A 23,271-nucleotide genomic window follows, 5' to 3' on the forward strand; every position below is an offset into this window, starting at 1 on the left:
ACCGGCTGGCTCGACGGCGCACGGCGGTTTCAGGGGGCTTTGGCAGGGGCAGACGGCACCCCTGCGGACTGTGGCTCGGCAACAAAACCGATGCGCTGCAGCCCAGCCAGGTGCGCCGCGCCCATGACCTCGACCACACGCCCATAGGGCACGGCCGCATCGGCACGCAGCTGGATTTCGGTGTCGGGCCGTTCGGCGCCGATGCGGCGCAGGCGCTCAGCCAGCGCGGGCTGCGACAGGGGCTCATCCTGCAGAAAGGCCTGGCCCGATGCATCGACCACCAGCGTGACGAACTGTGGCGCCGCTCCAGGAGTGGCACCCTCGGCGCGTGGCAGCTCAAGCCGGATGGAACTGGCCATGAGTGGTGCCGTGAGAATAAAAATGACCACCAGCACCAGCATCACATCCACCAGCGGCGTCATGTTGATGTCGCTCATGGGCTGGGGCCCCGTGGTGCGTTCGAGTCTTCCGAAGGCCATGGCTGAAGCAGACCTCCAGGGATTCAGGACCGCGAATCGGCGGGCGGCGCCGTGTCGATCAGCAGTTCGCGCAGATCGCGCGCAAAGCCTTCCAGGTCCGCCTCGATGCGGCCAATCAGGCGACCAAACACGTTGTAGGCCAACACGGCGGGGATCGCCACGGCCAGCCCGGCCGCCGTCATCACCAGCGCTTCGCCCACGGGGCCGGAGACGCGGTCGATGGTGATTTGGCCCGCGCCTGCCATGGCGGTCAGCGCATGGTAAATGCCCCACACGGTGCCCAGCAGCCCCACGAACGGTGCGGTGGAGCCCACCGTGGCCAGCAGCACCTGGCCGAACTGCAGGCGCCCGAGCACGTCGTGCAAGGCGTCGCGCAGCACACGGGTGAGCCGCTGCGACAGGCTGCCTGCGGTAGCCAGGGTGACCTGCCCAGTGGGGCTGGAATGATTTGCTATTGAATTTGCAGCAACAACCAGCGGCAGGACAAGCGCAGCGCGGTCAAAAGACTGCAAACGTTGCGCTGCAACCTCCATGGATGGTGCCTGCCAGAACGCCGCCGTGCAGCGGGCCACATCGGCACTGGCCTGGCGCATGAGCCGCAGCTTCCAAACAATGACCACCCAACTGGCCACCGACATGGCCAAGAGCACCAGGGCCGCGCCCTGGGTCACCGCATCGCCCTGGCGCCACCAATGGAGGGCGTCCATGGAAAGCCAGCGGCCTAGTTCAAGCCCAGCACATCGAACATGTCGAACATGCCCGTCTTGTGCCCGGCGAGGAACCGCACTGCACGCAGGCTGCCCTGCGCATAGGTGGAGCGGCTGGAGGACTTGTGCGTGATCTCGATGCGCTCGCCGATGCCGGCAAACAGCACGGTGTGGTCGCCCACGATATCGCCGCCACGGATGGTGGCAAAACCGATGCTGGACGGGTCGCGCTCGCCCGTGACGCCTTCGCGGGCGTACACACCACACTCCTTGAGGTCGCGCCCCATGGCGTCGGCAATCACCTCGCCCATCTTGAGCGCAGTGCCCGAGGGCGCATCCACCTTGTGGCGGTGGTGGGCTTCGATGATCTCAATGTCGTAACCCGTGGCCATGGCCTTCGCCGCCATCTGCAGCAGCTTGAGCGTAACGTTCACACCCACGCTCATGTTGGGCGCCATGACGATGGCGGTGCGCTGGGCAAAGACGGCAATCTCGGCCTTCTGCGCATCGGTGAAGCCCGTGGTGCCAACCACGGCCCTCACCCCGAGTTCGCTGCACACGGCCAGGTGGGCCAGGGTGCCTTCGGGGCGCGTGAAATCGATCAGGACGTCGGTATTTTTCAGGCCCGCAGCAATGTCGGCCGTGATGGTGACGCCGCTGGCATGGCCGAGAAAGGCGGTGGCATCCGAACCAATGCCCGGGCTGGACGGCACGTCCAGCGCGCCCGCCAGCACACAGTCGTCACTGGCGCGAAGGGCCTCGATCAACATGCGGCCCATGCGGCCGGATGCACCTGCGACGGCGACACGGAGGGCGCGCGAGGGCGTGGATGTGGGGGCAGGCGAAGGGGTCCCTGTCATGAGTGTCCTGTACGTTGACGTTGAAGTGCGGCAGACATCCATCTACCCGTTGCCAGACCGCAAGAATCAGCGGGCGGGCGCTTCAAGCGGTGGATAGCTGACGGATGCGGGCTCCAGCGGCGCCGCCGTCGGGGAGGCAGATGGCCGCTGGGACGCAGGGTAGCGGGCCAGTTGCTCCGGTGTGGCCTCCAGCACGGGCACCTTGCCCTTGGAGCCGCGCGAGCCCAGCGTGGCCACGAATTCGGTCTCGGTGGGCATCGGGTCGCCTTCGGAGCGATCCAGCCCATCCCCCTTGAAGTACACGGTCAGCTTGCGGGTCTGGACCTCTTGACCCGGGCGCTTGAGCGTGAACACGTATTCCCAGCGGTCCGCATGGAACAGGCTGGTGACCAGCGGCGTGCCCAGGATCTCGCGCACCTGCTGGCGACTCATGCCGGGCTGCAGGGCCTCGACCTGCTCGCGCGACACAAAGTTGCCCTGCACCACGTCGATTTTGTAGGGGGTGACAATGCTGGCAATGCGGGTACTGGCGCCATCCAGGCTGCTGCAACCGGCCAGGGCGGCCACGCTGGCACCGATCAAGAGGACCAGGCCCAGGCGGGCGCTGCAACGGGCTTTGACGGGCATGGGTAAAAGGGCTGAGGATATGATCGCCCCATTGTAGCGGCAGGCCTTCCAACCTTGAGGCCAAGGCCCGCATCCCGAAAGACCATGCCATGACCAACATCGACGAACTCAAAAGCACGGGACTCAAGGCCACGCTGCCCCGCCTGAAGATTCTGGAGATTTTCCAGAAGGGCGGACAGCGCCACATGACGGCGGAAGATGTGTTCCGGGTGCTGCTGGAAGAGCGCTCGGACATCGGGCTGGCCACGGTCTACCGTGTGCTCACGCAGTTCGAGCAGGCAAGCATCCTGATCCGCAGCAATTTCGAGAGTGGCAAGGCGGTGTACGAGCTCAATGAAGGGCAGCACCACGACCACTTCATCTGCACGTCCTGCGGCAAGGTCGAAGAGTTTTACGACCCTGAAATTGAAAAGCGCCAGCAGGCCGTGGCCAAGGCCAAGGGGTGGCTGGTGCAAGACCACACCATGGCCCTGTATGGCCAATGCGCAAACTGCGCAAGTAAATAAGTTTCCCCCTGAAGCGTTTCGCGCCTTCTCTGCGAGGGCAGCGGCGGGGCGGCCCTTGCGCGGGGGCGCTGGCACATGCAGCGCCAGTCGGCGTGCAGACGCTTGCGTCAGACGCCGGTGTCGCGCTCCATGGCGCGGCGGTGCCGCTCCACAAATTCCTGGTAGGTGTCAATGCCGCGCAATTGCAGGATGGTGTTGCGCACTGCAGCTTCCACCAGCACGGCGATGTTGCGGCCGGCCACAACCTGGATCACCACCTTGAGCACGGGCACGCCCAGCACGTCCTGGGTGAGCGGCTCGTAGGGCAGGCGCTCGTAGTCGCGCTCCAGCGTTTCCTTGCGCACCAGGTGCACGATGAGCTTCAGGCGCATCTTGCGGCGCACGGCCGTCTCGCCAAAGATGGCGCGGATGTCCAACAGACCAATGCCGCGCACTTCCAGCAGGTTCTGCAGCAACTCGGGGCACTTGCCTTCGATGGTGGTCTGGTTGATGCGGAACAAATCCACCGCATCGTCGGCCACCAGACCGTTACCGCGCGAGATCAGCTCCAAGCCGAGTTCACTCTTGCCCAGGCCCGACTCGCCCGTGATCATCACGCCCAGGCCCAGAATGTCCATGAACACACCGTGCATGGTGGTGCGGTCGGCGAAGTGCTTGGACAGGTAGGCCCGCAACACGTCGATCACGAAGGCCGACGACTCGTGCGTGGAGAACATCGGGATCTGCGCGCGCTCACACATCGACACCAGCGCGTCAGGTGCGGTCTGGTTGTCGGCCAGCACCAGCACGGGCGGCTCCAGCGTCACGATGCGTGCGATGCGGCGCTTGCAATCGTCGGGCGAAGCGCTGCCGAGATAGGCAATCTCCCGCTCGCCCAGGATCTGGACGCGGTAGGGGTGGATGTAATTGAGGTAGCCGACCAGATCGGCCCCGGAGCGCGCGGACCGCACGGCCACTTCGTCAAAGCGCCGCTCGGAAGCCCCCAGCCCGGCCACCCATTCCCACTTCAGGGGGCCGCGAAATTCCTCAAAAAGAACATCGGCGCTGACAACATTGGGTTTCACGGCGAATCAGCGAAAGTGCGCAGCGCCCGACGGGCTCAGGCCGTTTGCGTGGACTGCCAGCCCGCAATCATGCCGTGCAGTTCGGCGGCATCGGTGCAGGCCTTGAGCCTTTCACGCAGGGCCGAATCGCTGAGCAGTTCGGCAATCTCGGACAGGATTTCAAGGTGTTTCTGGGTGGCCGCTTCGGGCACCAGCAGAAAAATGAGCAGGCCCACAGGCAACTCGTCCGGGGCATCGAACCCAATCGGATTCAGCAGCTGGAACACGGCCGCCATGGGCGCTTTCAGCCCCTTGATGCGCCCGTGGGGAATGGCCACGCCATGGCCCAGACCGGTGGAGCCCAGGCGCTCACGCGCAAAAAGGCTGTCGGTGATCAACGCACGCGAGAGGCCGTGTTGGCTCTCGAACAGCAGACCCGCTTCTTCAAAAGCACGCTTCTTGCTGGTGGCGTCCACGCTCACAAGCACTTGAGCGGAGGGCAGGATGGAGGCGAGTCGGTTCATGGTCAAGGGTAACAATTATGCACATATTGGCGAAAACCCTGAGCGCGGCGCTATGGGCAACAAAAAAACCGCCCAAAAGGGGCGGCTGCTGTGCCAGGCTCAGGGCTGGCGCATCAAGCGTGCAGTTCGCGCTTGGCGGCTTCGTGGTGGTGGTCCTGCAGTCGGTCCTTGTGGCGCACGACCTGGCGGTCCATCTTGTCCACCAGCTCATCCACGGCGGCATACAGGTCTGCGTGGGAACTCTCGGCAAACAGGTCGTTGCCCTTGACGTGGATATTGCATTCCGCTCGCTGCCTCTTTTCCTTCTCCTTTTGCTTCTCTACCGTCAGCAGTACCTTGACGTCGACAACTTGGTCAAAATGGCGGGTGATCCGGTCCAGCTTGGTGGTGACGTAGTTGCGCAAGGCTGGGGTAACTTCGAGGTGGTGACCGCTGATCGTCAGGTTCATAAATAAGTCTCCTGTAACACTCTCTGTGGAAGAAACGCCGCCCTGGATCAGAGGAGCGGCCCGGCGAACTTGGATGCATCCCGTTGACGTGAAGTCACTATGCCCCTGCCCTTCCTGAAAAGCAATCCCATTCCGCCCCCGCCCGCTGGGTTATGCCCGCCAAGGTGCCAAGCGCCCGGAAAGCGCGCACAATGGCTGAGTTGACAGGCAGCACGCGCCCCAAGCCAGCGGGCCTTGGCTCAGCGCCCTGAAGGCGCCGCACCATGCAGCGTCAACCGCCCCACCACCAGCATCGACAACAGGCTCGCTGTAATGCCCACCAGCGCAGCCATCCAGTAGTTCTGCACCAGCCCCTGCGCATCGCGGCTGATCAGCATCCCGCCCACCAAAGACGCCGCGCCCATGGCGGCGGACTGCACCGATGCGTTCAGGGTCATGAAGGTGCCACGCAACGGCGCCTGCGCCGCGGAGGCAACGATGGCCATGCCGGGAATCATCCGGCCGCTCACGAAGGCAAACATCAGGGTGGACACCGCCAGCACCCCCCACAGCGGCAAGCCCTGCACCAGCGTGATGCCCAGCAGGCAGGGCGCCGCAGCCAGGGCCAGCCCGCGAAACGTTCGCACCTTACCGAGCCGGTCCGTCAACCCGCCAAACAGGCGGGCGGTGAACAGGGTCGCGACACCCCCGCACAGGTAGGCCCATGGAATCTGATCGGCCCGCACGCCTGCATTGGTCTGCATGTAGATGGTGATGTAGGGAATCACCGTAAAACCTGTAAACATGAGCAACGCAGAGAACAGGAACGCCCAGCGGTGGTTCGGATCTGCGAGCACTTGGCCGATGCCACCCAGCGCCGTTCTGCCGCTGGCCGCCTGCACATGGGCCGTCATTGCGGGCATGGTGCGCGCCGCCAGCACGGCCAGCACCCCCACCATCGCGGCAATCGCAATGAACGGCATGTTCCAGCCCCCATGCTCGGCAAGGATCAGCCCCAGCGGAACACCCGCCACGGTGGACACGGAGAAAGAGGTCATCACGATGCCCATCGCCCGGCCGCGCCGCTCGAACGGGACCACATCGGCCACGATGGTTTGCGACAAGGCCGACAACACGCCCCCGAACGCCCCCGCCAGAATGCGCGCCACCATCAGCGTGCCGTAAGTAGGTGCCACGCCGCAGGCCAGCGTGGCCAGCCCGAACAGCACATACAACACCAGCATCAGGCGCTTGCGCCCAAACCGGTCGATGTAGGTGGAGGCCAGCAAACCCGACACCCCGGCCGAGAGCGTATAGGCCGACACCAGCAGCCCGAACTGCGCGTCGCTGATGGAAAACAGCTGCGTGAACCGAGGGCCCAGCGGCATCATGATCATGAAGTCCAGGATGTGGGTGAACTGGATGCCCGCGAGGGTGAGCAGCAGCCACAGTTCGCGGCGCGGGGTGAGTACAGGGGGTGAGGGCACAAGGAGTGGCCAAAGGTGGCCCGGTCAGCTTCAGGGCCACACAGTGTGCCGCAAGGGCGGCCCGCGCGCAGGGCATCGCCCGCCCTCCACGCAGGCGCCGTTCGGCCCCCCGCCGCAGGCACGCTTCGGGCTCGCGCGTAAAATCCGCAAGCTGCGCGAACGCAGTGACAACTTCACCCGCTCCCGCGCCTCACTCCCCGTTTTTCGGCCTGTCTGCAGCGCACATCGATCGCCCACACCGACACCATGACCCAGCCCAGCTCCAACGCCCTGCACACCTCCGCCCTCACGTCGCTGCCCCTGCTGGCACGCGGCAAGGTGCGTGACAACTACGCCGTGGGTGACGACCGCATCCTGATGGTGGCCAGCGACCGCCTTTCGGCCTTCGACGTGATCATGGGCGAGCCCATTCCGGGCAAGGGCGAGCTGCTCACGCAGATGGCGCTGTTCTGGTTCGACAAGCTCGGGTATATCTGCCCCAACCACCTGACGGGCGACGCGCCTGAAAGCGTGGTGTCCGCACAAGAGGCCGCACAGATCCGCGGAAGGTCCATGCTCGTGCAGCGGCTGCAGCCCATCCCGGTCGAAGCCGTGGTGCGCGGCTACCTGGCCGGCAGCGGCTGGAAGGAATTCCAGGAATCGCGCTCGGTCTGCGGCGTGCCGCTGCCCGAAGGGCTGACCAATGCCGCCAAGCTGCCCGCGCCCATCTACACCCCCGCCGCCAAGGCCGCCATGGGCGAGCACGACGAGAACATCACCTTCGAGCGCACGGTGGAGATGATCGGCCTGGACCTGGCCACCCGCATCCGCGACCTCAGCATCGCCATCTATCAGGCCGCCGCCGAGATCGCGCTGACCAAAGGCATGATCATTGCCGACACCAAGTTCGAGTTTGGCCTGGCGCCCGATGGCACGCTGGTGCTGATGGACGAGGTGCTCACGCCCGACAGCTCGCGCTACTGGCCGGTGGAAGGCTACGAAGCAGCTCTCGCCGCCGGCCAGAACCCACCGAGCTACGACAAACAATTCGTGCGCGACTGGCTCGAACAGGCGCAGGTGAACGGCAAGCCCTGGGATAAGACCGCACCCGCCCCCCGCCTGCCGCGCGAAGTCATCGAAAAAACCGCCGCCAAGTACCGGGAAGCGCTGGAACGGCTGACGGCCTGACCCCTCCGTCAGCCCACCAAAAAGAAAAGGCCCGGGAAGGGCCTTTTCTTTTCGGTGGGGCGAACCCCGCTCAGCTCAGCACCACGCTCGACAAGCGACGCCGGTAGGTCGCCACCACCGGATCATCGGGCGGGATCTGGCCGTCGGCCACCTTCACCTTCGGGGGTTCGATGATTTCGAGGATGGCCACATAGGTCTTGCGGGCGACCTCCTCACCCCAGGCCTTGTCGCGCATGAGGATTTCGAGCAGCTCGTCCATGGCGTCCGTCCAGCGCTGGCCCGCCATGAGCCAGCGGGCACGGGCGTAGCGGGTGTCAAAGTCGCGCTTGTTGGTGGCAATTTTTGCATCAAATTCAGCCCCAGCGCTTTCTCCATAAGCGCTGGAAGCTACGAAATCAATAGCATCCATCCAGGCCTTTAGCGCACCCAGCTTGCGCGAGCCTGCGGCCTTGGCGATGACGGGGGCAAAGGCCACCTTGGCATCGTCCTCGCGGTGCAGCTGCAGCAGCAGCTTGACGTAGTCAAAACGTGCGTCGTCGTTGGAAGGATCGGTCACCACGGCATGCTGCAGCTTTTCCAGCGCGGTGCCGGTGTCGCCTTCGGCCAGGGCGTCCTGGGCTTCTTCTTCCTCAATTTCCGCCACCAGTTCTTCGGCGGTGGGCACATGCTTGTCGAGGAAAGCCCGCACCTGGCCTTCGGGCAGGGCGCCCATGAAGCCGTCCACGGGCTGGCCGTTCATGAGCAACACACAGGTGGGGATGCTGCGGATGCCGAACATGCCCGCCAGCTGCTGCTCCTGGTCCGAGTCGATCTTGACGAGCTTGAAGCGGCCGTCATAGTCGGTCTCCAACTTTTCGAGCACCGGTCCCAGCGACTTGCAGGGCCCACACCAAGGTGCCCAGAAGTCCACCAGCACGGGCACGTTCATCGAGGCGGCAACCACCTCGGCTTCAAAGTTCTCTACGGTGACGTCAATCATGATGGTGTGGGGGCCAGGGGCCTGTGGAGCAGTTTGCCCGCTATTTTGGCCCATCGAAACAGCCCCACACCAGCCAGGGGGCGCAAAAAGTAAAATCGCGGGTTCCACCTACAGCGGTGGGGCAGGCGCAACCTGCCCACCAGCACCCTCCACACCATGAAACCCATCCAGATCGGCGTGGTCATGGGTTCCAGCAGCGACTGGGACACCATGCAGCATGCAGTGCAGATTCTTGAACAGTTCGGCATCCCGCACGAGGCCCGCGTGGTCTCGGCCCACCGCATGCCCGACGACATGTTTGCCTATGCCGAGGCCGCTGCGGGCCGGGGCCTCAAAGCCATCATTGCGGGGGCCGGGGGTGCTGCCCACCTGCCGGGCATGATTGCCGCCAAGACCACGGTGCCCGTGCTGGGTGTGCCGGTGGCCAGCCGCCACCTGCAAGGCGTGGATTCACTGCATTCCATCGTGCAGATGCCCAAGGGCATCCCCGTGGCCACGTTTGCCATTGGCACGGCAGGCGCCGCCAACGCCGCCCTGTTTGCCGTGGCCCTGCTGGCCAACGAAAGCCCCGAACTGCGCCAGCGGCTCGAAGCCTTCCGCGCCGAACAGACCGAGGTGGCGCGCAACATGACCCTGCCGCCCGCCGCATGAGCGCCAGCAACAAACCCCTCCTGCCGGGATCGATGCTGGGCGTGCTCGGCGGCGGCCAGCTGGGCCGTATGTTTGTGCACCAGGCGCAGGCCATGGGTTACTTCACGGCCGTGCTCGATGCCGACGCCTCCAGCCCTGCCGGGCTGGTGAGCCACCACCACATCCAGACGGGTTATGAAGACCCGCAGGGCCTGGCCGAGCTGGCCCGCCTGTCGGATGCAGTGACCACCGAGTTCGAGAACGTGCCCGCTGCGGCGCTGGCCGCCCTGGCAGCGCAGCGCCCCGTGTCGCCCGCCGCCAGCGCCGTGTCGGTGGCGCAAGACCGTGCGCGGGAGAAGGCCCACTTTGTGGCCTGCGGGGTGCCCTGTGCGCCGTATGCGGTGATCGAAACGGCTGAGCAACTGGCCGCAGTTTCATCTGATCTACTGCCCGGCATCCTGAAAACCGCCCGCATGGGCTACGACGGCAAGGGCCAGGTGCGCGTGAAGACCGCTGCCGAACTCGCCGCCGCCTGGGACTCGGTCGGCAAGGTGCCCTGCGTGCTGGAGAAGATGCTGCCCCTGGCACTGGAATGTTCGGTGATCGTGGCGCGCGGCGCCGACGGCGCCACCGTGCACTTGCCCGTGCAGCGCAACCTGCACCGCGACGGCATCCTGGCCGTGACGGAGGTTTTTGAACAAAATCTGCCTCTAGCGCTTATTCAGCAAGCGGTAGCAGCTGCAATTTCGATAGCAAACGGTCTGCAGTACGTCGGCGTGCTCTGCGTGGAGTTTTTTGTGCTGCAGGACGGCAGCCTGGTGGTGAACGAAATCGCCCCCCGCCCGCACAACAGTGGCCACTACAGCCAGAACGCCTGCGACGTGTCGCAGTTCGAGCTGCAGGTGCGCACCATGGCCCGCCTGCCGCTCACGCAGCCGCGCCAGCACAGCCCCGCCGTGATGCTCAACCTGCTGGGTGATCTGTGGTTTGCCCATGGCGACACCGAGCAGACGCCCCCTTGGGACGAGGTGCTGGCCCTGCCCGGCACGCACCTGCACCTGTATGGCAAGCGCGAGGCCAAGCGCGGCCGCAAGATGGGGCACCTCAACATCACCGCCGCCACCCCCGGGGCGGCGCGCGCCACGGCCCTGCAGGCCGCTGCGCTGCTGGGTATTGCACCGTTCTGATGTCGGCCTTCCAACCCATGATTCTTGACGGCACCCAGCCCGCATCCATCGCCACCGCAGCGCGGGCCGTGCGCAGCGGCGCACTGCTCGGCCTGCCCACCGAAACCGTGTACGGCCTGGCGGCAGACGCCAGCAGCGATGCCGCCGTGGCGCAGATTTTTGCGGCCAAGGGACGCCCCAGCGACCACCCCCTGATCGTGCACGTAGCCAATGCCGAAGGCATTCGCCACTTCGCCAGCGAGGTGCCGGGTTTTGCACAGAAGCTCGTCGATACCTTCTGGCCCGGCCCGCTCACGCTCATCCTGCCGCGCCTGCCCGGCGTGGCTGGCGCCGCCACTGGCGGCCAGGACAGCGTGGGGCTGCGCTGCCCGGCCCACCCCGTGGCCCATGCCCTGCTGCTGGCCTGCGCCGCACCGGGCGACAGCGAGGCCCAAGGCGGCCCGCCGGTGTGGGGCGTGGCAGCCCCCAGCGCCAACCGCTTTGGCCGCGTGAGCCCCACCACCGCCCAGCATGTGCAGGACGAGCTGGGCGCCGGGCTGCTGGTGCTGGATGGTGGCCCGTGCGAAGTGGGTATCGAAAGCACCATCGTGGACTGCACGCGCGGTGTGCCCGTGCTGTTGCGCCCGGGCGCCGTCACGCGCGAGCAGATTGAGGCCGCCTGCGGCATTGCACCGCTGTCCAAGGACGACATGCCCGCGCTCACGCCCCGCGCCTCGGGCACGCTCGAAGCGCACTACGCGCCCGCCGCCAAGGTGCGCCTGATGGACGCCAAGGCCCTGCAAACCGGCCTGGACCTGCTGGGCGCCGACGCCGCCCACATCGCGGTCTATGCCCGCGCCGCACTGCGCACCCAATCCTCCAAGCTCGTGATGCGCCGCATGCCCGACGACGCGGCCGCCACGGCCCAGCAGCTGTTTGCGGTGCTGCGCGGCTTTGACGACGATGGCGTGAAACTGATCTGGATCGAGACCCCGCCCGCCGAGCCCGAGTGGGAAGGTGTGCACGACCGCCTGCAACGTGCATCTGCCGCATGATTCCAGCCGCACAAGGCGGCTTTACATGCGTTGACGTTGCACCGCTAAACTACCCCCCACTTTTCTGGAGAAATACATGGCAGCAAATTGGATGCGCCGCACCGTACTGGTCGCCGCATGTGCGTCGGCCGCGTTGCTCGCGGCCTGCGGTTCCAGCACCACCGAATCGGCCATCACGCCCGAGCGCTTCATCGCGTTTGGTGATGCCAACAGCGATGTGGGGCAAAAAGGCTCTCGCTATACCGTCAACGACGGCAGCGTGAACAACTGGACCCTGCAGGTGGCCGCCAACTATGGCAAGCCACTCTCGGCCGTCTCTGCGGGAGGCAAGAGCTATGCCGTAGGCAATGCCCGCGTCAAGGCCAAGCCCGATGCCGCTGGCAACGCCAGCACGCCCACCATCACCGAGCAGATCGACACCTTTTTGGCCAGCGGCAGCTTCGCGGCCAACGATGTGGTGATCCTCAGCGGCGGCATCAGCGACGTGATCGCCAGCATGGCCGCCGTGCAGGCAGGCACCCAGACCGAAGCCGCCATGGTGGCCGCAGCCCGCCAGGCGGGTGAAGACATGGCCGCCCAGGTGCGCCGCCTGGTGACCGCCGGTGCCAAGTACGTGGTGGTGACCGGCACCTACGACCTGAGCAAGACCCCATGGGCCAAGGCCATCGGCCGCGAGGCGCTGCTGACCGACGCCAGCAGCCGCTTCAACGATGGCCTGCTCGTGGGCATCGTGGACCTGGGTGCCAACGTGCTGTATGTGGACCTGGCCTACTACGTGAACCTGTATACCGGCGTGCCCGCCAACTACGGCTTCAACAATGCCACCACCGCCGTGTGCACCTCGGTGGACGCCACCAATGGCATCGGCATTGGCGCCGGAAAGGTCAATTCGGCCCTGTGCACCCCGTCCACGCTGCTGTCGGGCGCCAGCCAGACCTCCTACGTGTTTGCCGACCCGGTGTACCTCACGCCCTCGGCGCAGCGCCAGTTCGGCACCTACGCCTACGACCGCCTGCGCGCCCGCTGGTAGTTTGGCCACTGGCAGCTGTGTCCACGCTGCAGCTTCTATGCAGGCACCACAGCCATCAAAAAAGCCGACCCCAGGGTCGGCTTTTTTGATGTGCGGCACGCCGCCGCTTGCTGGCTGCCTTATTTGACCATGTCGAACACTGCACGCGCCTGGGCGTGGCAGAACGGCGGTTCGTAGGTGCCATGGTAGGCGCCGTAGTAGGTGGCAAATGCGGCCGATGTCGGATCGGTGGGTGCCTGGCCACCCGGGCCAAAGGTGGCCTGAATGGCCGCATCGACGTCCACCGATGCTACGTTGGTCAGGCCTCGGCTGTCGAAGTCGGCCTTCATCACGCGCTGGTGGATCGCAGGCGGCACGGTGGGATCGCCTGCGCCACCACACAGCAGCACGCGGGCCTTGGGGCTCCAGCCCAGCAGGTCATTCTTTTTGGCCGCCAGGTACAGAGGGTGGGTGGTGCTGGTCTGCGAGCCCGTGATGAACGCGGACTGGAACAGCGCATCCCGCGCCTGGTTGGGCGTACCGGCGGGCAGGGTGCCCGAGGTGAGCAACGTGGTGTAGGTCATCGTAGGGTTGGGCAGCAAGGTCTCGATGTAGCCCGAATACGGGGCCTTGAAGACCTGCTTCACGTCCGTGTAGACGTCTCCATAGACTTTCTGCCAGGCCGTCACCAGATAAGGTACGAAGAACTGCACACCCGCAATGGCGTCCGGGATACGCAGCGAGCCCGACAGGTTGTAAGGGCCGGCCAGATGGGCACCTGCGACCACATTGAATTCAGTGCCGTAGTCGCGTTCCGCAGAGCGGTGTGCTGCCATCGACGAGTGCCCGCCCTGCGAGTAGCCCGTGAACATCACTTTGCCCGACAGATTAGCCCCTACGGTGCCCGCTGCATTGCGTGCGGCCCGCACCGAGTCGATGACCGAGGTGGCTTCCGAGTCGGCATGCAGGTAGGGGTGGTAGCTGTAGCCCGACTTGGCAAAGCCCAGGTAGTCGGTGGCCACCACGGCATAGCCCTGGGCGGCATACATGGCGGCGAGCAGGAAGGTTTCGTTGTCCTGCGGGTTGGCCAGCGTGCGGGGCTTTTGCACATCGGTGCCCTTGGCATAGGCGATCAGCGGTGCGGCTGTGTTGCAGCTGCCTGCGGGCACCAGCATCACGCCCGAAGCGTTGGTGTGCTCTCCACTCTTGGCGCCTGCGGTGGCGTAATTGAGAGCCACCACCTTCACATCGCATTTCGCCTTGCCGCTGATGGCCTGCAGGCCACTGCTGGAGGTGCCTGCATCGATCTGCGCGGCCGTCAGCGTCATCATGACGGCAGGGGGGTCAATCAACGCGCCACGGTCTGGATCGTCGGAGCCGCCGCAGGCGACAAGCAGCACCGCAGCAGCGGCAACACAGGTAAGGCGGAAATACTTCATGAATGGATACCTCAGGTCAAGAAACAACGACGCATCGTGCGCGCACCTGCACTGCACCATCCATAGGGGATAACGCGGACCGAACCAGTGGGCAGACGCCTAGGTGACAGTGGCCCGCCACAGGCGAGCATTTGGAGCGACGCACAGAACCCAGCGAAGCGGTTCTGGCCAGGCGCTGAGTCGCAAGCAGTACGCGCGGCACGGCAAGTTGCGGCAACGAAACCAGAAGCGTTTTGCGAGTCGCGCTTAGCGCTGGCCACGCGCCCCGTAGACCACCTTCATGCCCAGGATCGTCCCCGCCAGCGCGAGCGTGATGGCGTTCGCCACCACGATGGGCCAGGCCGCCAGGGTCAGCCCATACACCAGCCACAGCGCCACACCGGCCGTGAACACGCTGTACATGCCCAGCGAAATGCCCCGAACATCCCGCGTACGAAAGGTATGCAGTGCCTGGGGCACAAAGCTGCAGGTGGTCAGGATGGCGGCGAGGTAGCCGATGAGCTCGGTGGTGGGCATGGGACGGGGGAAAGTTCTGAAGGCTCTGGCGCGTGTGGCAGGGCAACGCCCCATTATTCACTGGTCGCGCGCGGTCCAGTCGACCAGGCTGTCCAGCACAGGCCGCGCAGCGCCGGCATTGGCATGGTTGACGACAGCCACCAGCACATAGCGCCGCCCGCTGGCCGCGTGCACATAGCCCGCCACGGCCATCACGTCGCGCAGGCTGCCGGTCTTGAGATGGGCCATGCCCACGCGGCTCTGGCTGCGGCGCAGCGTGCCATCCACCCCGGAGATCGGCAGCGACGCCACCAGCTCCGGCATCACCGGGGACACCCAGGCCACCTGCAACATGCGAGCCAGCGCCTGCGCCGTCAGGCGGGCATCGCGGCTCAGGCCTGCACCGTTGTCGGCCAGGGGCAGTTCGGCATCACCGATGCGCGACAGCCACCACTGGCGCAAGGCCTCGCGGGCACCGTCGAAGGTGGCCACACCGTTCTTCTGCAGTGCCAGCGTCAGGAACACCTGTTGCGCCATCACGTTGTTGCTGTACTTGTTCACGTCACGCACCACTTCGGACAGCGCGGGTGAGGTGGCCACGAAGGCGGGTTTCAAGCCGGGCGGCACCTTGCCCTCGCGCACGCTACCCGTGAGCTTGCCCCCCAGCTCGCGCCACATGCCTTCCACTGCACGCCCCGCAAAGCCGCGTGGGTCCACCGCCGCCACGGGCCACACGCGCTCGCCGCAGGTGGCCGGGTACACCCCCTGGAAGCTCACCTTGGCGGGGTCGGCCAGCTCCGCCCGCAAGGCGCCACGCCAGTCGCCACACTCGGTGCCCGGCGCGGCCAGCGCGACGGTGGCCTGGCGCACCACACCCGCCAGGGGTGGGTCGTACTGGATGCGCGCCAGGCCTGCGGCGGAATCCGGCACAAAGGTCATCACCGACGATTTGTAGTTGAGCAGCAGCGCATCGGGCGCGGCGTTGTAGGGGCGCAGTGGCTCGCCATCAAAACGTGCCGGATCGTGGTCGGGCACGTCAAAGGCCGTGCGGTCGAGCACGATGTCGCCGACGATGACCTGGATGCCCTGGCCCTGCAGGCGCCGCATCAGCAGCCACAGGCGTTCCATGACCAGCTTGGGATCTCCCTGACCCTGGATGTAGACATTGCCACGCAGACTGCCGTCCTGCACCGAGCCGTGCACGTAGACCGGGGTGTTCCACACATAGGCGGGGCCCAGTTGCTCCAGCGCTGCATAAGTGGTCACCAGCTTCATCACCGACGCCGGATTCACCGGCATCTGGGCACGGTGCGCCAGGCGTGCAGGCGATGATTTGCCCCCCTGGGCATCCACCACCATCACCGACAGGGCCTCGCGCGGCAACTTGGCGCGACCCAGGGCGGCTTCGACCTCCGGTGGCAGCGGGGCGGGAGCCGCCGCCTGGGCCTGGGCCGTGCCAGCAGCCCCCGCCAGAACGAACCACACCGCCACACCGCCCAGGGCACCACGCAGCGCGAAGTGGCGCCAAGAATCAGGAAACAAGAACATGGCGCGAGTCTATCGCCCGGCAGCGCGCCGCCCGCAGGCCGCGCGAGACCAGGAACCCGGATGCCAGCGCCGCCACGCCCACGCACCGATAATCCCCCGATGCGTTTTTCTCCTCGTGCCATCGGCCTGCTGGCGGCGGTCGTGACGGTCACCATCTGGACGGGTTTCATCGTCATTGCCCGCGCCTCGGCCCAGCGCACGCTCACACCGTTCGACATTGCCCTGCTGCGCATCACCGGTGCCAGCCTGGTCTTGCTGCCCTGGGGCTGGTGGCTGGTGCGGCGGCGCACCGCAGCGCTGGGCTCGGCCGCCCCGCCCTCCAGCCTGGCGGGCATCTCGCCCCTGCCGCTGCGCACCACGGCCCTGCTGGGCACCTTCGGCGGGCTGCTTTACGCCATGCTGGCCTACGCGGGATTCTTCCATGCACCGGCCACCCATGCGGCGGTGCTGATGCCGGGCAGCCTGCCGCTGTGGACGGCGCTGCTGGCTGCCGTGCTGCTGCGCGACCACATCACGCCGCTGCGTGCGGCGGGCCTGGCCCTGATCGTGGCAGGCGACCTGTTGGTCGGCGGGCGCAGCCTGCTGGCGGCGTTTTCGGGCGGGGATGTGTGGAAGGGCGATGTGCTGTTCATGCTGGCCGCCGCGTGCTGGGCCACCTACAGCGTGCTGGCCCGGCGCCATGCAGTGGATGCCGTGCAGGCCACCATCGCGATCACCGCGTTTGCATGCCTGGTCTATGTGCCGGGCTATGCCCTGCTGACCACGCTGGGCGCCGTCACCAGCCGCCTGGCGCTGGCGCCTTGGAGCGAGATCGTCTTCCACATGGTGTTCCAGGGCGGCGGCTCGGTGGTGATCTCGGGCATCGGCTTCACGCGCATGATCCAGCACTATGGGCCCGTGCGATCCACCATGATCACGGCCCTGGTGCCTGGCCTCTCGGCCATCGGTGCAGTGATTTTTCTGGACGAGCCAATGTACTGGAACCTCGTCGCCGGCCTGCTGCTGGTGACTGCCGGTATCCTGCTGGGCGTGCTGCGCAAAAGTCAGGCGGGCGTGGTCGTCCCGCCCACGCCCGCNAAACCCTCTGGCCCCATGAATCTGCTCGCTTTCGACACCAGCACCGACACCCTTTCCATCGCCGTCCAGCACGGCGATGCCGTGTGGCAGCACACGGGCCCCGGGGGCGCGCAGGCTTCGGCCACACTGATTCCGACAGTGCGCAGCCTGATGGCGCAGGCCAGCCTGTCGTTCGACACGCTGGAGGTCATTGTGTTTGGCCGTGGCCCGGGCTCCTTCACCGGCTTGCGCACCGCCTGCGCCGTGGCCCAGGGGCTGGCGTTTGGCGCGCGCGGGGGCCACGGCATACCGGTGCTGCCCGTGGACACCCTGCTGGCCGTGGCCGAGGAAGCGCGCCAGGCGCGCGGCTGCACGCAGGTGGTTGCGGTGCTGGACGCGCGCATGGACGAGGTCTACCACGCGCGCTGCGAGTGGATCGGCGCCCAAGGCCGCTGGCACGCTGATGCCGACTTTGGCCTGGGGGCGCCAGAATCCGTGCTCGTGCCCGCAGGATGGACGGTGGCGGGCAACGCGCGCACACCTTACGGCGAACGACTGGCGCCCACAGCCGCCCATGTGGCCACACTGCCCACGGCCAGCGCTCTGCTGCGCCTGGCCCCAGCCCTGCTGGCGGCGGGCGAAGGCGTGCCCGCCAGCGATGCGCTGCCGCGCTACATCCGCGATAAAGTGGCGAAAACCACCGCCGAGCGGGCTGCGCTGCGCGCCGCCCAGCAAGAACGCGCGGTGGACGCGCCCCAGTGAATCATCCCTGCCAGACCCCACCATGAGCGCCTTGCCCAACCCGTCTGCCGGCGCGCCCGAGGCGCGCTTTGAAGCCCTCGCGCTCTCGCGGCTGGATGCCGTGCTGGCGGTGGAGCAACGCGCGTATTCGCACCCCTGGACACGCGGCAACTTCACCGATGCCATGGCCTCGGGCTACCAGGCGCAGGTGCTGATGGCCGGAGAGCACCTGCTGGGCTACTTTGTGGCCATGCTGGGGGTGGATGAAGTGCACCTGCTCAACATCACCGTCACCCCCGAATTCCAGCGCCAAGGCTGGGCGCGGGTGCTGCTGGACGCATTGGCCCTGTGGTCGCGCGGGCGCGGCGCCCAATGGCTGTGGCTGGAAGTGCGCATGAGCAACCTGCGCGCCCAGCACATCTACCAGACCCACGGGTTTCGCCGCGTGGGCGAACGCAAGCGCTACTACCCCGCCGAACTGGGCCAGCGCGAAGATGCCGTGGTCATGAGCCTGGCATTGTGAGCAACACCTTCAACGGGCCCCTTTTCCCATGAGTCTTCACCTCGATGCGCGGCAGCGCGCCATGCTGCAAGAAATGGGGGTCACCGTGTGGGGGCCACAGGAGGCACCAGCAGCCCGCACGGCAGCCCCGGCGCCCGCCCCTGCAACCCGCGTGGTGCCCACCCCCACCCCGCCACCCGCCGCAGCAAGCCTACCGGCTGCACGCGCGCCCCAGCCAACACCCCCGCGAGTGTCCGCACCTGCGGCAGAGAGCACAGGCGCAGCCCTGGCTACCCCAACCTTGCGGCTGCATGCGCCCCAGGCGCTGTACCCCACCGCCGACCCGGCGCAGACCCCGTCCGGGCTGGGTGCGAGCTGGCTGATCGTGACCGAAAGCCTTACACCGGGCGAGCCGCTGGGTGGCGATGCGGGCCGATTGCTGGATAACATGCTGCGCGCCATGCAGCTGAACAAGCACCCGCGCGTGTTCCTGGCGGCACTGGAGCGCACGGCCTCCGGCGCGGAACCCGGTGGTGACCACAACATCCCCGCAGCGCTGGCCGACGCCGTGGCGGCGCTGCAACCCGCCCTGGTCCTGGTGCTGGGCCATGTGGCAGCGCGGGCGGCGCTGGGTCGCACCGAGCCGCTGGGCCGCCTGCGCGCAGGCCCGCACCAGCTGGCGGGATGCCCGGCCGTGGTGACCTACGACCCCGCGTTTCTTTTGCGCTCGCAAGACGTCAAGGCCGCTGCCTGGGCCGACCTGTGCCGGGCCCTGGCCATCGTGCGCCAGGCCACATCCCGCTGACCACCGCGGGCGCGGGCTTTTGCCTGGAGGCCGTCGGACTTGGAGCGCCGATCAGCGAAAATCGGACCGCTGCGGTCGATTTGCAGCCGGCGATTTCCAAGTCCGACGGCCTCTTAGGGCCCGTTGCAGCTGCAGTGCCATAATCCGCCGCCTGTCCATTTTTTACGGAGAAAGCTCCTTGGAAACCTACCCGAGTTGGTAGCTTTCAGCTCCCCGGCCTGCCTGCTGTGGGGTTGAAAGCACCCGATCCCCCACACCGCAGATGCCACACAACAAGGGAGTGAGCCCATGCTCAACATCTTCACGCTCGCCAATGGCCGGCTGTTCCAGGAAGAAATCGAATCCCTGGAAGAGCTGACCCGCTTCCAGCCGATCTGGGTGGACCTGGAAGCCCCCACCCTCGAAGAAAAACGCTGGATCAAGCAGCACTACGGCCTGTCCATCCCCGAGGATGCGATGGACGAGGACATCGAGGAATCCGCCCGCTTCTACGAAGAAGACAACGGCGAGCTGCACATTCGCAGCGACTTTTTGATCGACGACGATGAAGACCCGCGCTCGGTGCGGGTGGCTTTCATCCTGAACCAGCACAACGCCAACCTCAAGAGCCGGGGCGTGCTGTTCTCCATCCACGACGAAGACGTGCCGGTGTTCCGCCTGCTGCGCATGCGCGCACGCCGCGCACCAGGCCTCATCGAAGACGCCAAGGAAGTGCTGCTCAAGCTGTTCGACGCCGACGCCGAGTATTCGGCCGACACGCTCGAGAACATCTACGACGAGCTGGAAAAGGTGAGCAAGCAGGTGCTGGCCGGCGACGTGACCGATGCCCTTGCTGGCGAGGTGCTGGGCGCCATTGCCCGCCAGGAAGACTTGAACGGACGCATCCGCCGCAACGTGATGGACACCCGCCGTGCGGTGAGCTTCATGATGCGCAGCAAGATGCTCAACTCCGAGCAGTTCGAGGAAGCCCGCCAGATCCTGCGCGACATCGAATCGCTGGACAACCACACGGCATTCCTGTTCGACAAGATCAACTTCCTGATGGACGCCACGGTCGGTTTCATCAACATCAACCAGAACAAGATCATCAAGATCTTCTCGGTGGCCAGCGTGGCGCTGCTGCCCCCCACGCTGATCGCCAGCGTGTACGGCATGAACTTCAAGTTCATGCCCGAGCTGGAGTGGAGCTACGGGTATGCCTACGGCATCCTGCTGATGATCGCCAGTGCGGTGGGGCCCATGTGGTACTTCCGCAAGCGCGGCTGGTTGAAGTAGCCCCCTGTGGCGCTGGCATGGAGGAGCGCCAGTTTCACGGCGCGGCGACCGATGATCTACGGCCACGCATGAAAACATCCAATAAAAATAGCCCCTAGCGCTTATTTAACAAGCGCGAGTAGCTATCAATTTTATAGTTTTTGAAGAAACGCCAGCATGATGTGCTCGGCGTAGCGGCTGGCCACGGTCTGCACGAAGAGGGGAAAGTCCACGTGGGCGGTGTCGTCGGCGCGGTCGGAGATGGTGCGCACGGCGGCGAAGGGGATGCCGTAGTCGTGGCACACCTGGGCCACGGCGGCGCCTTCCATTTCAACGGCCAGCACGTCGTGGCCGGCGTCGCGCAAGCTGTTGCGCAGGCGGTGGGACTCATCGGCGGCAGAGACAAATCGGTCCCCGCTGGCCACCAGGCCGTGGTGGGTGCGGTGCAAGACGCCTGCGGCCGCGGCAGTCACACCATTTTTTGAACCAAATTGGCCGCTGGCGCTTGATACACAAGCGCTGGCCGCTTCCAGAAGCAGAGCAGACAAGGCGGTGTCGCATGCCAGGCGGCTGCGCGTGTAGCCGGGGATCTCCCAGCGGGGGAACAGGGGCGAGGCGTCCATGTCGTGCTGGAGGTAGTCCTGCGCCACCACCACGTCGCCCACGTTCACGCCATCGCCCACGCCGCCCGCCACGCCGGTGAAGACGATGCGCGCCACGCCGAAGCGCTCGACGAGCGCCGTGGCCGTGGTGGCCGCCGCCACCTTGCCGATGCCCGAGAGCGCCAGCACCACCGGCCGGCCGCACAGGTCGCCGCGCCAGAAGAAACGGCCGGCATGCACCAGGCGCTGGGGGTGCAACAGGTGCGGGACCAGCGAGCTTTGCTCTTCGGGCAAGGCGCTGAGGATGGCGGTGGTCATGGCCTACGAAACCGACACGTCCCATACCAGCGGACGCCGTGGAACTGGCTTCGCCAGGCCGCTGGCGTCGTCCCCCTTCCCGGCGCGAGCCGAGAGAAGGGGGAAGCCGCGAAGCGGCTCAGGGGGATGGTCATTTCTTGTCGCGCAGCTCGCGGCGCAGGATCTTGCCCACGGGGGTCTTGGGCAGCTCGGTGCGGAACTCGATGACCTTGGGCTGCTTGTAGCCCGTGAGTTCTGCGCGGCAGAACTCCTTGACCTGCGCTTCTGTGAGCGCGGGGTCTTTCTTGACGATCACGAGCTTGACGGCTTCACCCGTCTTCTCGTCCGGGACGCCCACCACGGCGCATTCGAGCACGCCGGGGCAGTTGGCTACGACTTCTTCGACCTCGTTGGGATAGACGTTGAAGCCGCTGACCAGCACCATGTCCTTCTTGCGGTCCACGATCTTGAAGAAGCCGCGCTCATCCATGACGCCGATGTCGCCGGACTTGAAGAAGCCGTCGTCGGTCATGACCTTGGCGGTTTCATCGGGGCGCTGCCAGTAGCCCGCCATCACCTGCGGGCCCTTGATCGCGATTTCACCGGGCTGGCCGAGGGCGGTCACGTCGCGGCCGTCGTCGTCGATCAGCTTCATCAGGGTGCCGGGGAGCGGCACGCCAATGGTGCCCGTGAACTCCTTGGCGGTCACGGGGTTGCAGCTGACCGAGGGGCTGGTCTCCGACAGGCCATAGCCCTCGCAGATGGGGCAGCCAGTCTTCTCCAGCCAGAGCTTGGCCACGGCGCCCTGCACGGCCATGCCGCCGCCCACCGAGACCTTGAGGTTCTTCCAGTTGACGGTGTTGAAGTCGGGGTGGTTGGCCAGGCCGTTGAACAGCGTGTTCACGGCCGGGAAGCTGTGGAAGGTGTGCTTGGACAGCTCCTTGAGCACGGCAGGCAGGTCACGCGGGTTGGGGATCAGGATGGTCTTGCCGCCGGTGCGCATGCTCAGCATCATGTTCACGGTGAACGCGAAGATGTGGTACAGCGGCAGCGCGCAGATGCTGGTGGGCTGCTCGCCCGCCGGCACCTTCTTCATCACGGGGTCGTTCCACGCCTCGGACTGCAGCACGTTGGCGATCACGTTGCGGTGCAGCAGCACCGCGCCCTTGCTCACACCCGTGGTGCCGCCGGTGTATTGCAGCAGCGCGATGTCGTCGGGCTTGATGTCGGGCTTCTTGAGCGTGCCGCGCGTGCCCTGGGCCACCGCGTCATTGAAACGCACGGCGCCCGGCAGGTTGTAGGTGGGCACCATCTTCTTGACGTTGCGCACCACGTAGTTGACCAATGCTCCCTTGAGCAGGCCCAGCTGGTCGCCCATGGCGCACAGCACCACGTGCTTGACGGGCGTGTTTGCAATGCAGCTTTGCAGCGTGGTGGCGAAGTTTTCGATGATGACGATGGCCTTGGCGCCCGAATCCTTGAGCTGGTGCTCCAGCTCGCGCGGGGTGTACAGCGGGTTCACGTTGACCACCACGAAGCCCGCACGCAGGATGGCCGCCACCGTCACGGGGTACTGCGGCACGTTGGGCATCATGATGGCCACGCGGTCGCCCTTGACCAGGCCCAGGCCCTGCAGATAGGCCGCAAACGCGCTGGAGAGCGAGTCTGTCTGGGCATAGGTCACTTCCTTGCCCATGAAGCTGTAGGCCACGCGGCCCGCGTACTTGGTAAACGCCTCGTCCATGAGGGCCACGAGCGATGGGTATTGCGTGGTGTCGATGTCTGCAGGGACGCCTTGCGGATAGGCAGCCAGCCAGGGGCGATTCGTCATTTTTTGTCTCCTGATAAGTTTTATTGATGCCGTG

Annotated in this window: 25 protein-coding genes; 11 read left to right on the forward strand and 14 right to left on the reverse strand. The window is 66.0% G+C overall.

Annotation, left to right across the window (positions count from 1 at the left end; all coding sequences use genetic code 11):
• Positions 1-29: 29 nt before the first annotated feature.
• The 4 genes from ASE52_RS15145 to ASE52_RS15160 form a co-directional block, all read right to left on the reverse strand.
• Complete coding sequence (locus ASE52_RS15145; RefSeq protein WP_057227309.1) at positions 30-479, reverse strand: biopolymer transporter ExbD; 450 nt, start codon at positions 477-479, stop codon at positions 30-32.
• 23 nt (positions 480-502) lie between these two features.
• On the reverse strand, positions 503-1,186 hold the full coding sequence (locus ASE52_RS15150; RefSeq protein WP_057227310.1) for a MotA/TolQ/ExbB proton channel family protein: 684 nt from the start codon (positions 1,184-1,186) through the stop codon (positions 503-505).
• A gap of 14 nt (positions 1,187-1,200) precedes the next feature.
• A complete protein-coding gene (gene dapB / locus ASE52_RS15155) occupies positions 1,201-2,046 on the reverse strand; it encodes a 4-hydroxy-tetrahydrodipicolinate reductase (RefSeq protein ID WP_029414124.1) in 846 nt (281 codons plus the stop codon).
• Between the two features lie 66 nt (positions 2,047-2,112).
• Positions 2,113-2,673, reverse strand: a complete 561-nt coding sequence (locus tag ASE52_RS15160; protein ID WP_010464238.1) for an outer membrane protein assembly factor BamE — start codon at positions 2,671-2,673, stop codon at positions 2,113-2,115.
• Between the two features lie 89 nt (positions 2,674-2,762).
• On the opposite strand from ASE52_RS15160, the gene fur reads away from it, so the two are divergent.
• Positions 2,763-3,179: a ferric iron uptake transcriptional regulator gene (fur, locus tag ASE52_RS15165; RefSeq protein ID WP_010464241.1), complete on the forward strand. Its 417-nt coding sequence runs from the start codon at positions 2,763-2,765 to the stop codon at positions 3,177-3,179.
• Between the two features lie 107 nt (positions 3,180-3,286).
• Here fur and hprK read toward each other — a convergent pair whose 3' ends face one another.
• From hprK to ASE52_RS15185, 4 genes are all read right to left on the reverse strand, one after another.
• Entirely contained in the window at positions 3,287-4,243 is a 957-nt protein-coding gene (gene hprK, locus ASE52_RS15170) for an HPr(Ser) kinase/phosphatase (protein WP_010464242.1), read from the reverse strand.
• A gap of 35 nt (positions 4,244-4,278) precedes the next feature.
• Positions 4,279-4,746 carry a PTS sugar transporter subunit IIA gene (locus ASE52_RS15175; RefSeq protein ID WP_055395439.1) on the reverse strand — a complete coding sequence of 156 codons (468 nt, stop codon included), beginning with the start codon at positions 4,744-4,746 and terminating at the stop codon, positions 4,279-4,281.
• Positions 4,747-4,859: 113 nt separating this feature from the next.
• The gene (gene raiA / locus ASE52_RS15180; RefSeq protein ID WP_010464246.1) at positions 4,860-5,195 is read right to left on the reverse strand and encodes a ribosome-associated translation inhibitor RaiA; all 336 of its coding nucleotides are present in this window, start codon (positions 5,193-5,195) and stop codon (positions 4,860-4,862) included.
• Between the two features lie 239 nt (positions 5,196-5,434).
• A complete protein-coding gene (locus ASE52_RS15185; RefSeq protein ID WP_057227314.1) occupies positions 5,435-6,661 on the reverse strand; it encodes an MFS transporter in 1,227 nt (408 codons plus the stop codon).
• A gap of 246 nt (positions 6,662-6,907) precedes the next feature.
• Between ASE52_RS15185 and ASE52_RS15190 the strand changes: the two genes are divergently transcribed.
• Positions 6,908-7,828: a phosphoribosylaminoimidazolesuccinocarboxamide synthase gene (locus tag ASE52_RS15190; protein WP_057227316.1), complete on the forward strand. Its 921-nt coding sequence runs from the start codon at positions 6,908-6,910 to the stop codon at positions 7,826-7,828.
• 70 nt (positions 7,829-7,898) lie between these two features.
• Here the strand turns inward: ASE52_RS15190 and trxA are convergent, their stop codons facing one another.
• A complete protein-coding gene (gene trxA / locus ASE52_RS15195) occupies positions 7,899-8,807 on the reverse strand; it encodes a thioredoxin (RefSeq protein ID WP_057228437.1) in 909 nt (302 codons plus the stop codon).
• 156 nt (positions 8,808-8,963) lie between these two features.
• Between trxA and purE the strand changes: the two genes are divergently transcribed.
• The 4 genes from purE (at position 8,964) to ASE52_RS15215 (ending at position 12,688) form a co-directional block, all read left to right on the forward strand.
• Entirely contained in the window at positions 8,964-9,458 is a 495-nt protein-coding gene (gene purE / locus ASE52_RS15200) for a 5-(carboxyamino)imidazole ribonucleotide mutase (RefSeq protein ID WP_057227318.1), read from the forward strand.
• Positions 9,455-10,624: a 5-(carboxyamino)imidazole ribonucleotide synthase gene (locus ASE52_RS15205; protein WP_057227320.1), complete on the forward strand. Its 1,170-nt coding sequence runs from the start codon at positions 9,455-9,457 to the stop codon at positions 10,622-10,624. Before purE ends, ASE52_RS15205 begins: the two co-directional genes overlap by 4 nt.
• 17 nt (positions 10,625-10,641) lie before the next feature.
• Positions 10,642-11,658: an L-threonylcarbamoyladenylate synthase gene (locus ASE52_RS15210; RefSeq protein ID WP_057228439.1), complete on the forward strand. Its 1,017-nt coding sequence runs from the start codon at positions 10,642-10,644 to the stop codon at positions 11,656-11,658.
• A gap of 76 nt (positions 11,659-11,734) precedes the next feature.
• Positions 11,735-12,688 carry an SGNH/GDSL hydrolase family protein gene (locus ASE52_RS15215; protein ID WP_057227322.1) on the forward strand — a complete coding sequence of 318 codons (954 nt, stop codon included), beginning with the start codon at positions 11,735-11,737 and terminating at the stop codon, positions 12,686-12,688.
• A gap of 119 nt (positions 12,689-12,807) precedes the next feature.
• On the opposite strand, the gene ASE52_RS15220 is transcribed toward ASE52_RS15215, so the two are convergent.
• The 3 genes from ASE52_RS15220 to dacB form a co-directional block, all read right to left on the reverse strand.
• Positions 12,808-14,106: a lipase family protein gene (locus ASE52_RS15220; RefSeq protein WP_010464261.1), complete on the reverse strand. Its 1,299-nt coding sequence runs from the start codon at positions 14,104-14,106 to the stop codon at positions 12,808-12,810.
• Positions 14,107-14,352: 246 nt separating this feature from the next.
• Positions 14,353-14,622 (reverse strand): SemiSWEET transporter, encoded by a 270-nt coding sequence (locus ASE52_RS15225; RefSeq protein ID WP_010464262.1) that lies wholly within the window; start codon positions 14,620-14,622, stop codon positions 14,353-14,355.
• Positions 14,623-14,679: 57 nt separating this feature from the next.
• Positions 14,680-16,149: a D-alanyl-D-alanine carboxypeptidase/D-alanyl-D-alanine-endopeptidase gene (dacB, locus tag ASE52_RS15230; RefSeq protein ID WP_057227324.1), complete on the reverse strand. Its 1,470-nt coding sequence runs from the start codon at positions 16,147-16,149 to the stop codon at positions 14,680-14,682.
• 99 nt (positions 16,150-16,248) lie between these two features.
• Here dacB and ASE52_RS25720 point away from each other — a divergent pair.
• From ASE52_RS25720 to corA, 5 genes are all read left to right on the forward strand, one after another.
• A partial coding sequence (locus ASE52_RS25720; RefSeq protein WP_140426284.1) for a DMT family transporter occupies positions 16,249-17,225 on the forward strand: 977 nt, incomplete at its 3' end.
• Positions 17,226-17,241: 16 nt separating this feature from the next.
• Complete coding sequence (tsaB, locus tag ASE52_RS25725; RefSeq protein WP_057228442.1) at positions 17,242-17,967, forward strand: tRNA (adenosine(37)-N6)-threonylcarbamoyltransferase complex dimerization subunit type 1 TsaB; 726 nt, start codon at positions 17,242-17,244, stop codon at positions 17,965-17,967.
• A gap of 22 nt (positions 17,968-17,989) precedes the next feature.
• On the forward strand, positions 17,990-18,469 hold the full coding sequence (gene rimI / locus ASE52_RS15245) for a ribosomal protein S18-alanine N-acetyltransferase (RefSeq protein WP_057227326.1): 480 nt from the start codon (positions 17,990-17,992) through the stop codon (positions 18,467-18,469).
• A gap of 28 nt (positions 18,470-18,497) precedes the next feature.
• A complete protein-coding gene (locus ASE52_RS15250; RefSeq protein ID WP_057227328.1) occupies positions 18,498-19,253 on the forward strand; it encodes a uracil-DNA glycosylase family protein in 756 nt (251 codons plus the stop codon).
• A 288-nt stretch (positions 19,254-19,541) separates the two neighbouring features.
• Complete coding sequence (corA, locus tag ASE52_RS15255; RefSeq protein ID WP_010464274.1) at positions 19,542-20,528, forward strand: magnesium/cobalt transporter CorA; 987 nt, start codon at positions 19,542-19,544, stop codon at positions 20,526-20,528.
• Positions 20,529-20,659: 131 nt separating this feature from the next.
• Here corA and ASE52_RS15260 read toward each other — a convergent pair whose 3' ends face one another.
• On the reverse strand, positions 20,660-21,427 hold the full coding sequence (locus tag ASE52_RS15260; protein ID WP_057227329.1) for a 5'-methylthioadenosine/adenosylhomocysteine nucleosidase: 768 nt from the start codon (positions 21,425-21,427) through the stop codon (positions 20,660-20,662).
• Positions 21,428-21,557: 130 nt separating this feature from the next.
• Entirely contained in the window at positions 21,558-23,237 is a 1,680-nt protein-coding gene (locus ASE52_RS15265; RefSeq protein WP_057227331.1) for a long-chain-fatty-acid--CoA ligase, read from the reverse strand.
• Between the last annotated feature and the right edge of the window lie 34 nt (positions 23,238-23,271).

This window comes from Acidovorax sp. Root275, assembly GCF_001428965.1.
Taxonomy (GTDB): Bacteria; Pseudomonadota; Gammaproteobacteria; order Burkholderiales; family Burkholderiaceae_C; genus Acidovorax; species Acidovorax radicis.

Excerpts from the sequence above, each read along its gene's own strand:
- ASE52_RS15175 (WP_055395439.1), bottom strand. The coding sequence starts at position 4,746 with ATGAACCGACTCGCCTCCATCCTGCCCTCCGCTCAAGTGCTTGTGAGC.
- rimI (WP_057227326.1), top strand. The coding sequence starts at position 17,990 with ATGAGCGCCTTGCCCAACCCGTCTGCCGGCGCGCCCGAGGCGCGCTTT.
- ASE52_RS15145 (WP_057227309.1), bottom strand. The coding sequence starts at position 479 with ATGGCCTTCGGAAGACTCGAACGCACCACGGGGCCCCAGCCCATGAGC.
- ASE52_RS15265 (WP_057227331.1), bottom strand. The coding sequence starts at position 23,237 with ATGACGAATCGCCCCTGGCTGGCTGCCTATCCGCAAGGCGTCCCTGCA.
- ASE52_RS15260 (WP_057227329.1), bottom strand. The coding sequence starts at position 21,427 with ATGACCACCGCCATCCTCAGCGCCTTGCCCGAAGAGCAAAGCTCGCTG.
- ASE52_RS15215 (WP_057227322.1), top strand. The coding sequence starts at position 11,735 with ATGGCAGCAAATTGGATGCGCCGCACCGTACTGGTCGCCGCATGTGCG.
- ASE52_RS15220 (WP_010464261.1), bottom strand. The coding sequence starts at position 14,106 with ATGAAGTATTTCCGCCTTACCTGTGTTGCCGCTGCTGCGGTGCTGCTT.
- dapB (WP_029414124.1), bottom strand. The coding sequence starts at position 2,046 with ATGACAGGGACCCCTTCGCCTGCCCCCACATCCACGCCCTCGCGCGCC.
- trxA (WP_057228437.1), bottom strand. The coding sequence starts at position 8,807 with ATGATTGACGTCACCGTAGAGAACTTTGAAGCCGAGGTGGTTGCCGCC.
- tsaB (WP_057228442.1), top strand. The coding sequence starts at position 17,242 with ATGAATCTGCTCGCTTTCGACACCAGCACCGACACCCTTTCCATCGCC.
- ASE52_RS15160 (WP_010464238.1), bottom strand. The coding sequence starts at position 2,673 with ATGCCCGTCAAAGCCCGTTGCAGCGCCCGCCTGGGCCTGGTCCTCTTG.
- raiA (WP_010464246.1), bottom strand. The coding sequence starts at position 5,195 with ATGAACCTGACGATCAGCGGTCACCACCTCGAAGTTACCCCAGCCTTG.
- ASE52_RS15150 (WP_057227310.1), bottom strand. The coding sequence starts at position 1,186 with ATGGACGCCCTCCATTGGTGGCGCCAGGGCGATGCGGTGACCCAGGGC.
- dacB (WP_057227324.1), bottom strand. The coding sequence starts at position 16,149 with ATGTTCTTGTTTCCTGATTCTTGGCGCCACTTCGCGCTGCGTGGTGCC.
- ASE52_RS15205 (WP_057227320.1), top strand. The coding sequence starts at position 9,455 with ATGAGCGCCAGCAACAAACCCCTCCTGCCGGGATCGATGCTGGGCGTG.
- purE (WP_057227318.1), top strand. The coding sequence starts at position 8,964 with ATGAAACCCATCCAGATCGGCGTGGTCATGGGTTCCAGCAGCGACTGG.
- ASE52_RS15250 (WP_057227328.1), top strand. The coding sequence starts at position 18,498 with ATGAGTCTTCACCTCGATGCGCGGCAGCGCGCCATGCTGCAAGAAATG.
- corA (WP_010464274.1), top strand. The coding sequence starts at position 19,542 with ATGCTCAACATCTTCACGCTCGCCAATGGCCGGCTGTTCCAGGAAGAA.
- ASE52_RS15210 (WP_057228439.1), top strand. The coding sequence starts at position 10,642 with ATGATTCTTGACGGCACCCAGCCCGCATCCATCGCCACCGCAGCGCGG.
- fur (WP_010464241.1), top strand. The coding sequence starts at position 2,763 with ATGACCAACATCGACGAACTCAAAAGCACGGGACTCAAGGCCACGCTG.
- ASE52_RS15225 (WP_010464262.1), bottom strand. The coding sequence starts at position 14,622 with ATGCCCACCACCGAGCTCATCGGCTACCTCGCCGCCATCCTGACCACC.
- ASE52_RS15190 (WP_057227316.1), top strand. The coding sequence starts at position 6,908 with ATGACCCAGCCCAGCTCCAACGCCCTGCACACCTCCGCCCTCACGTCG.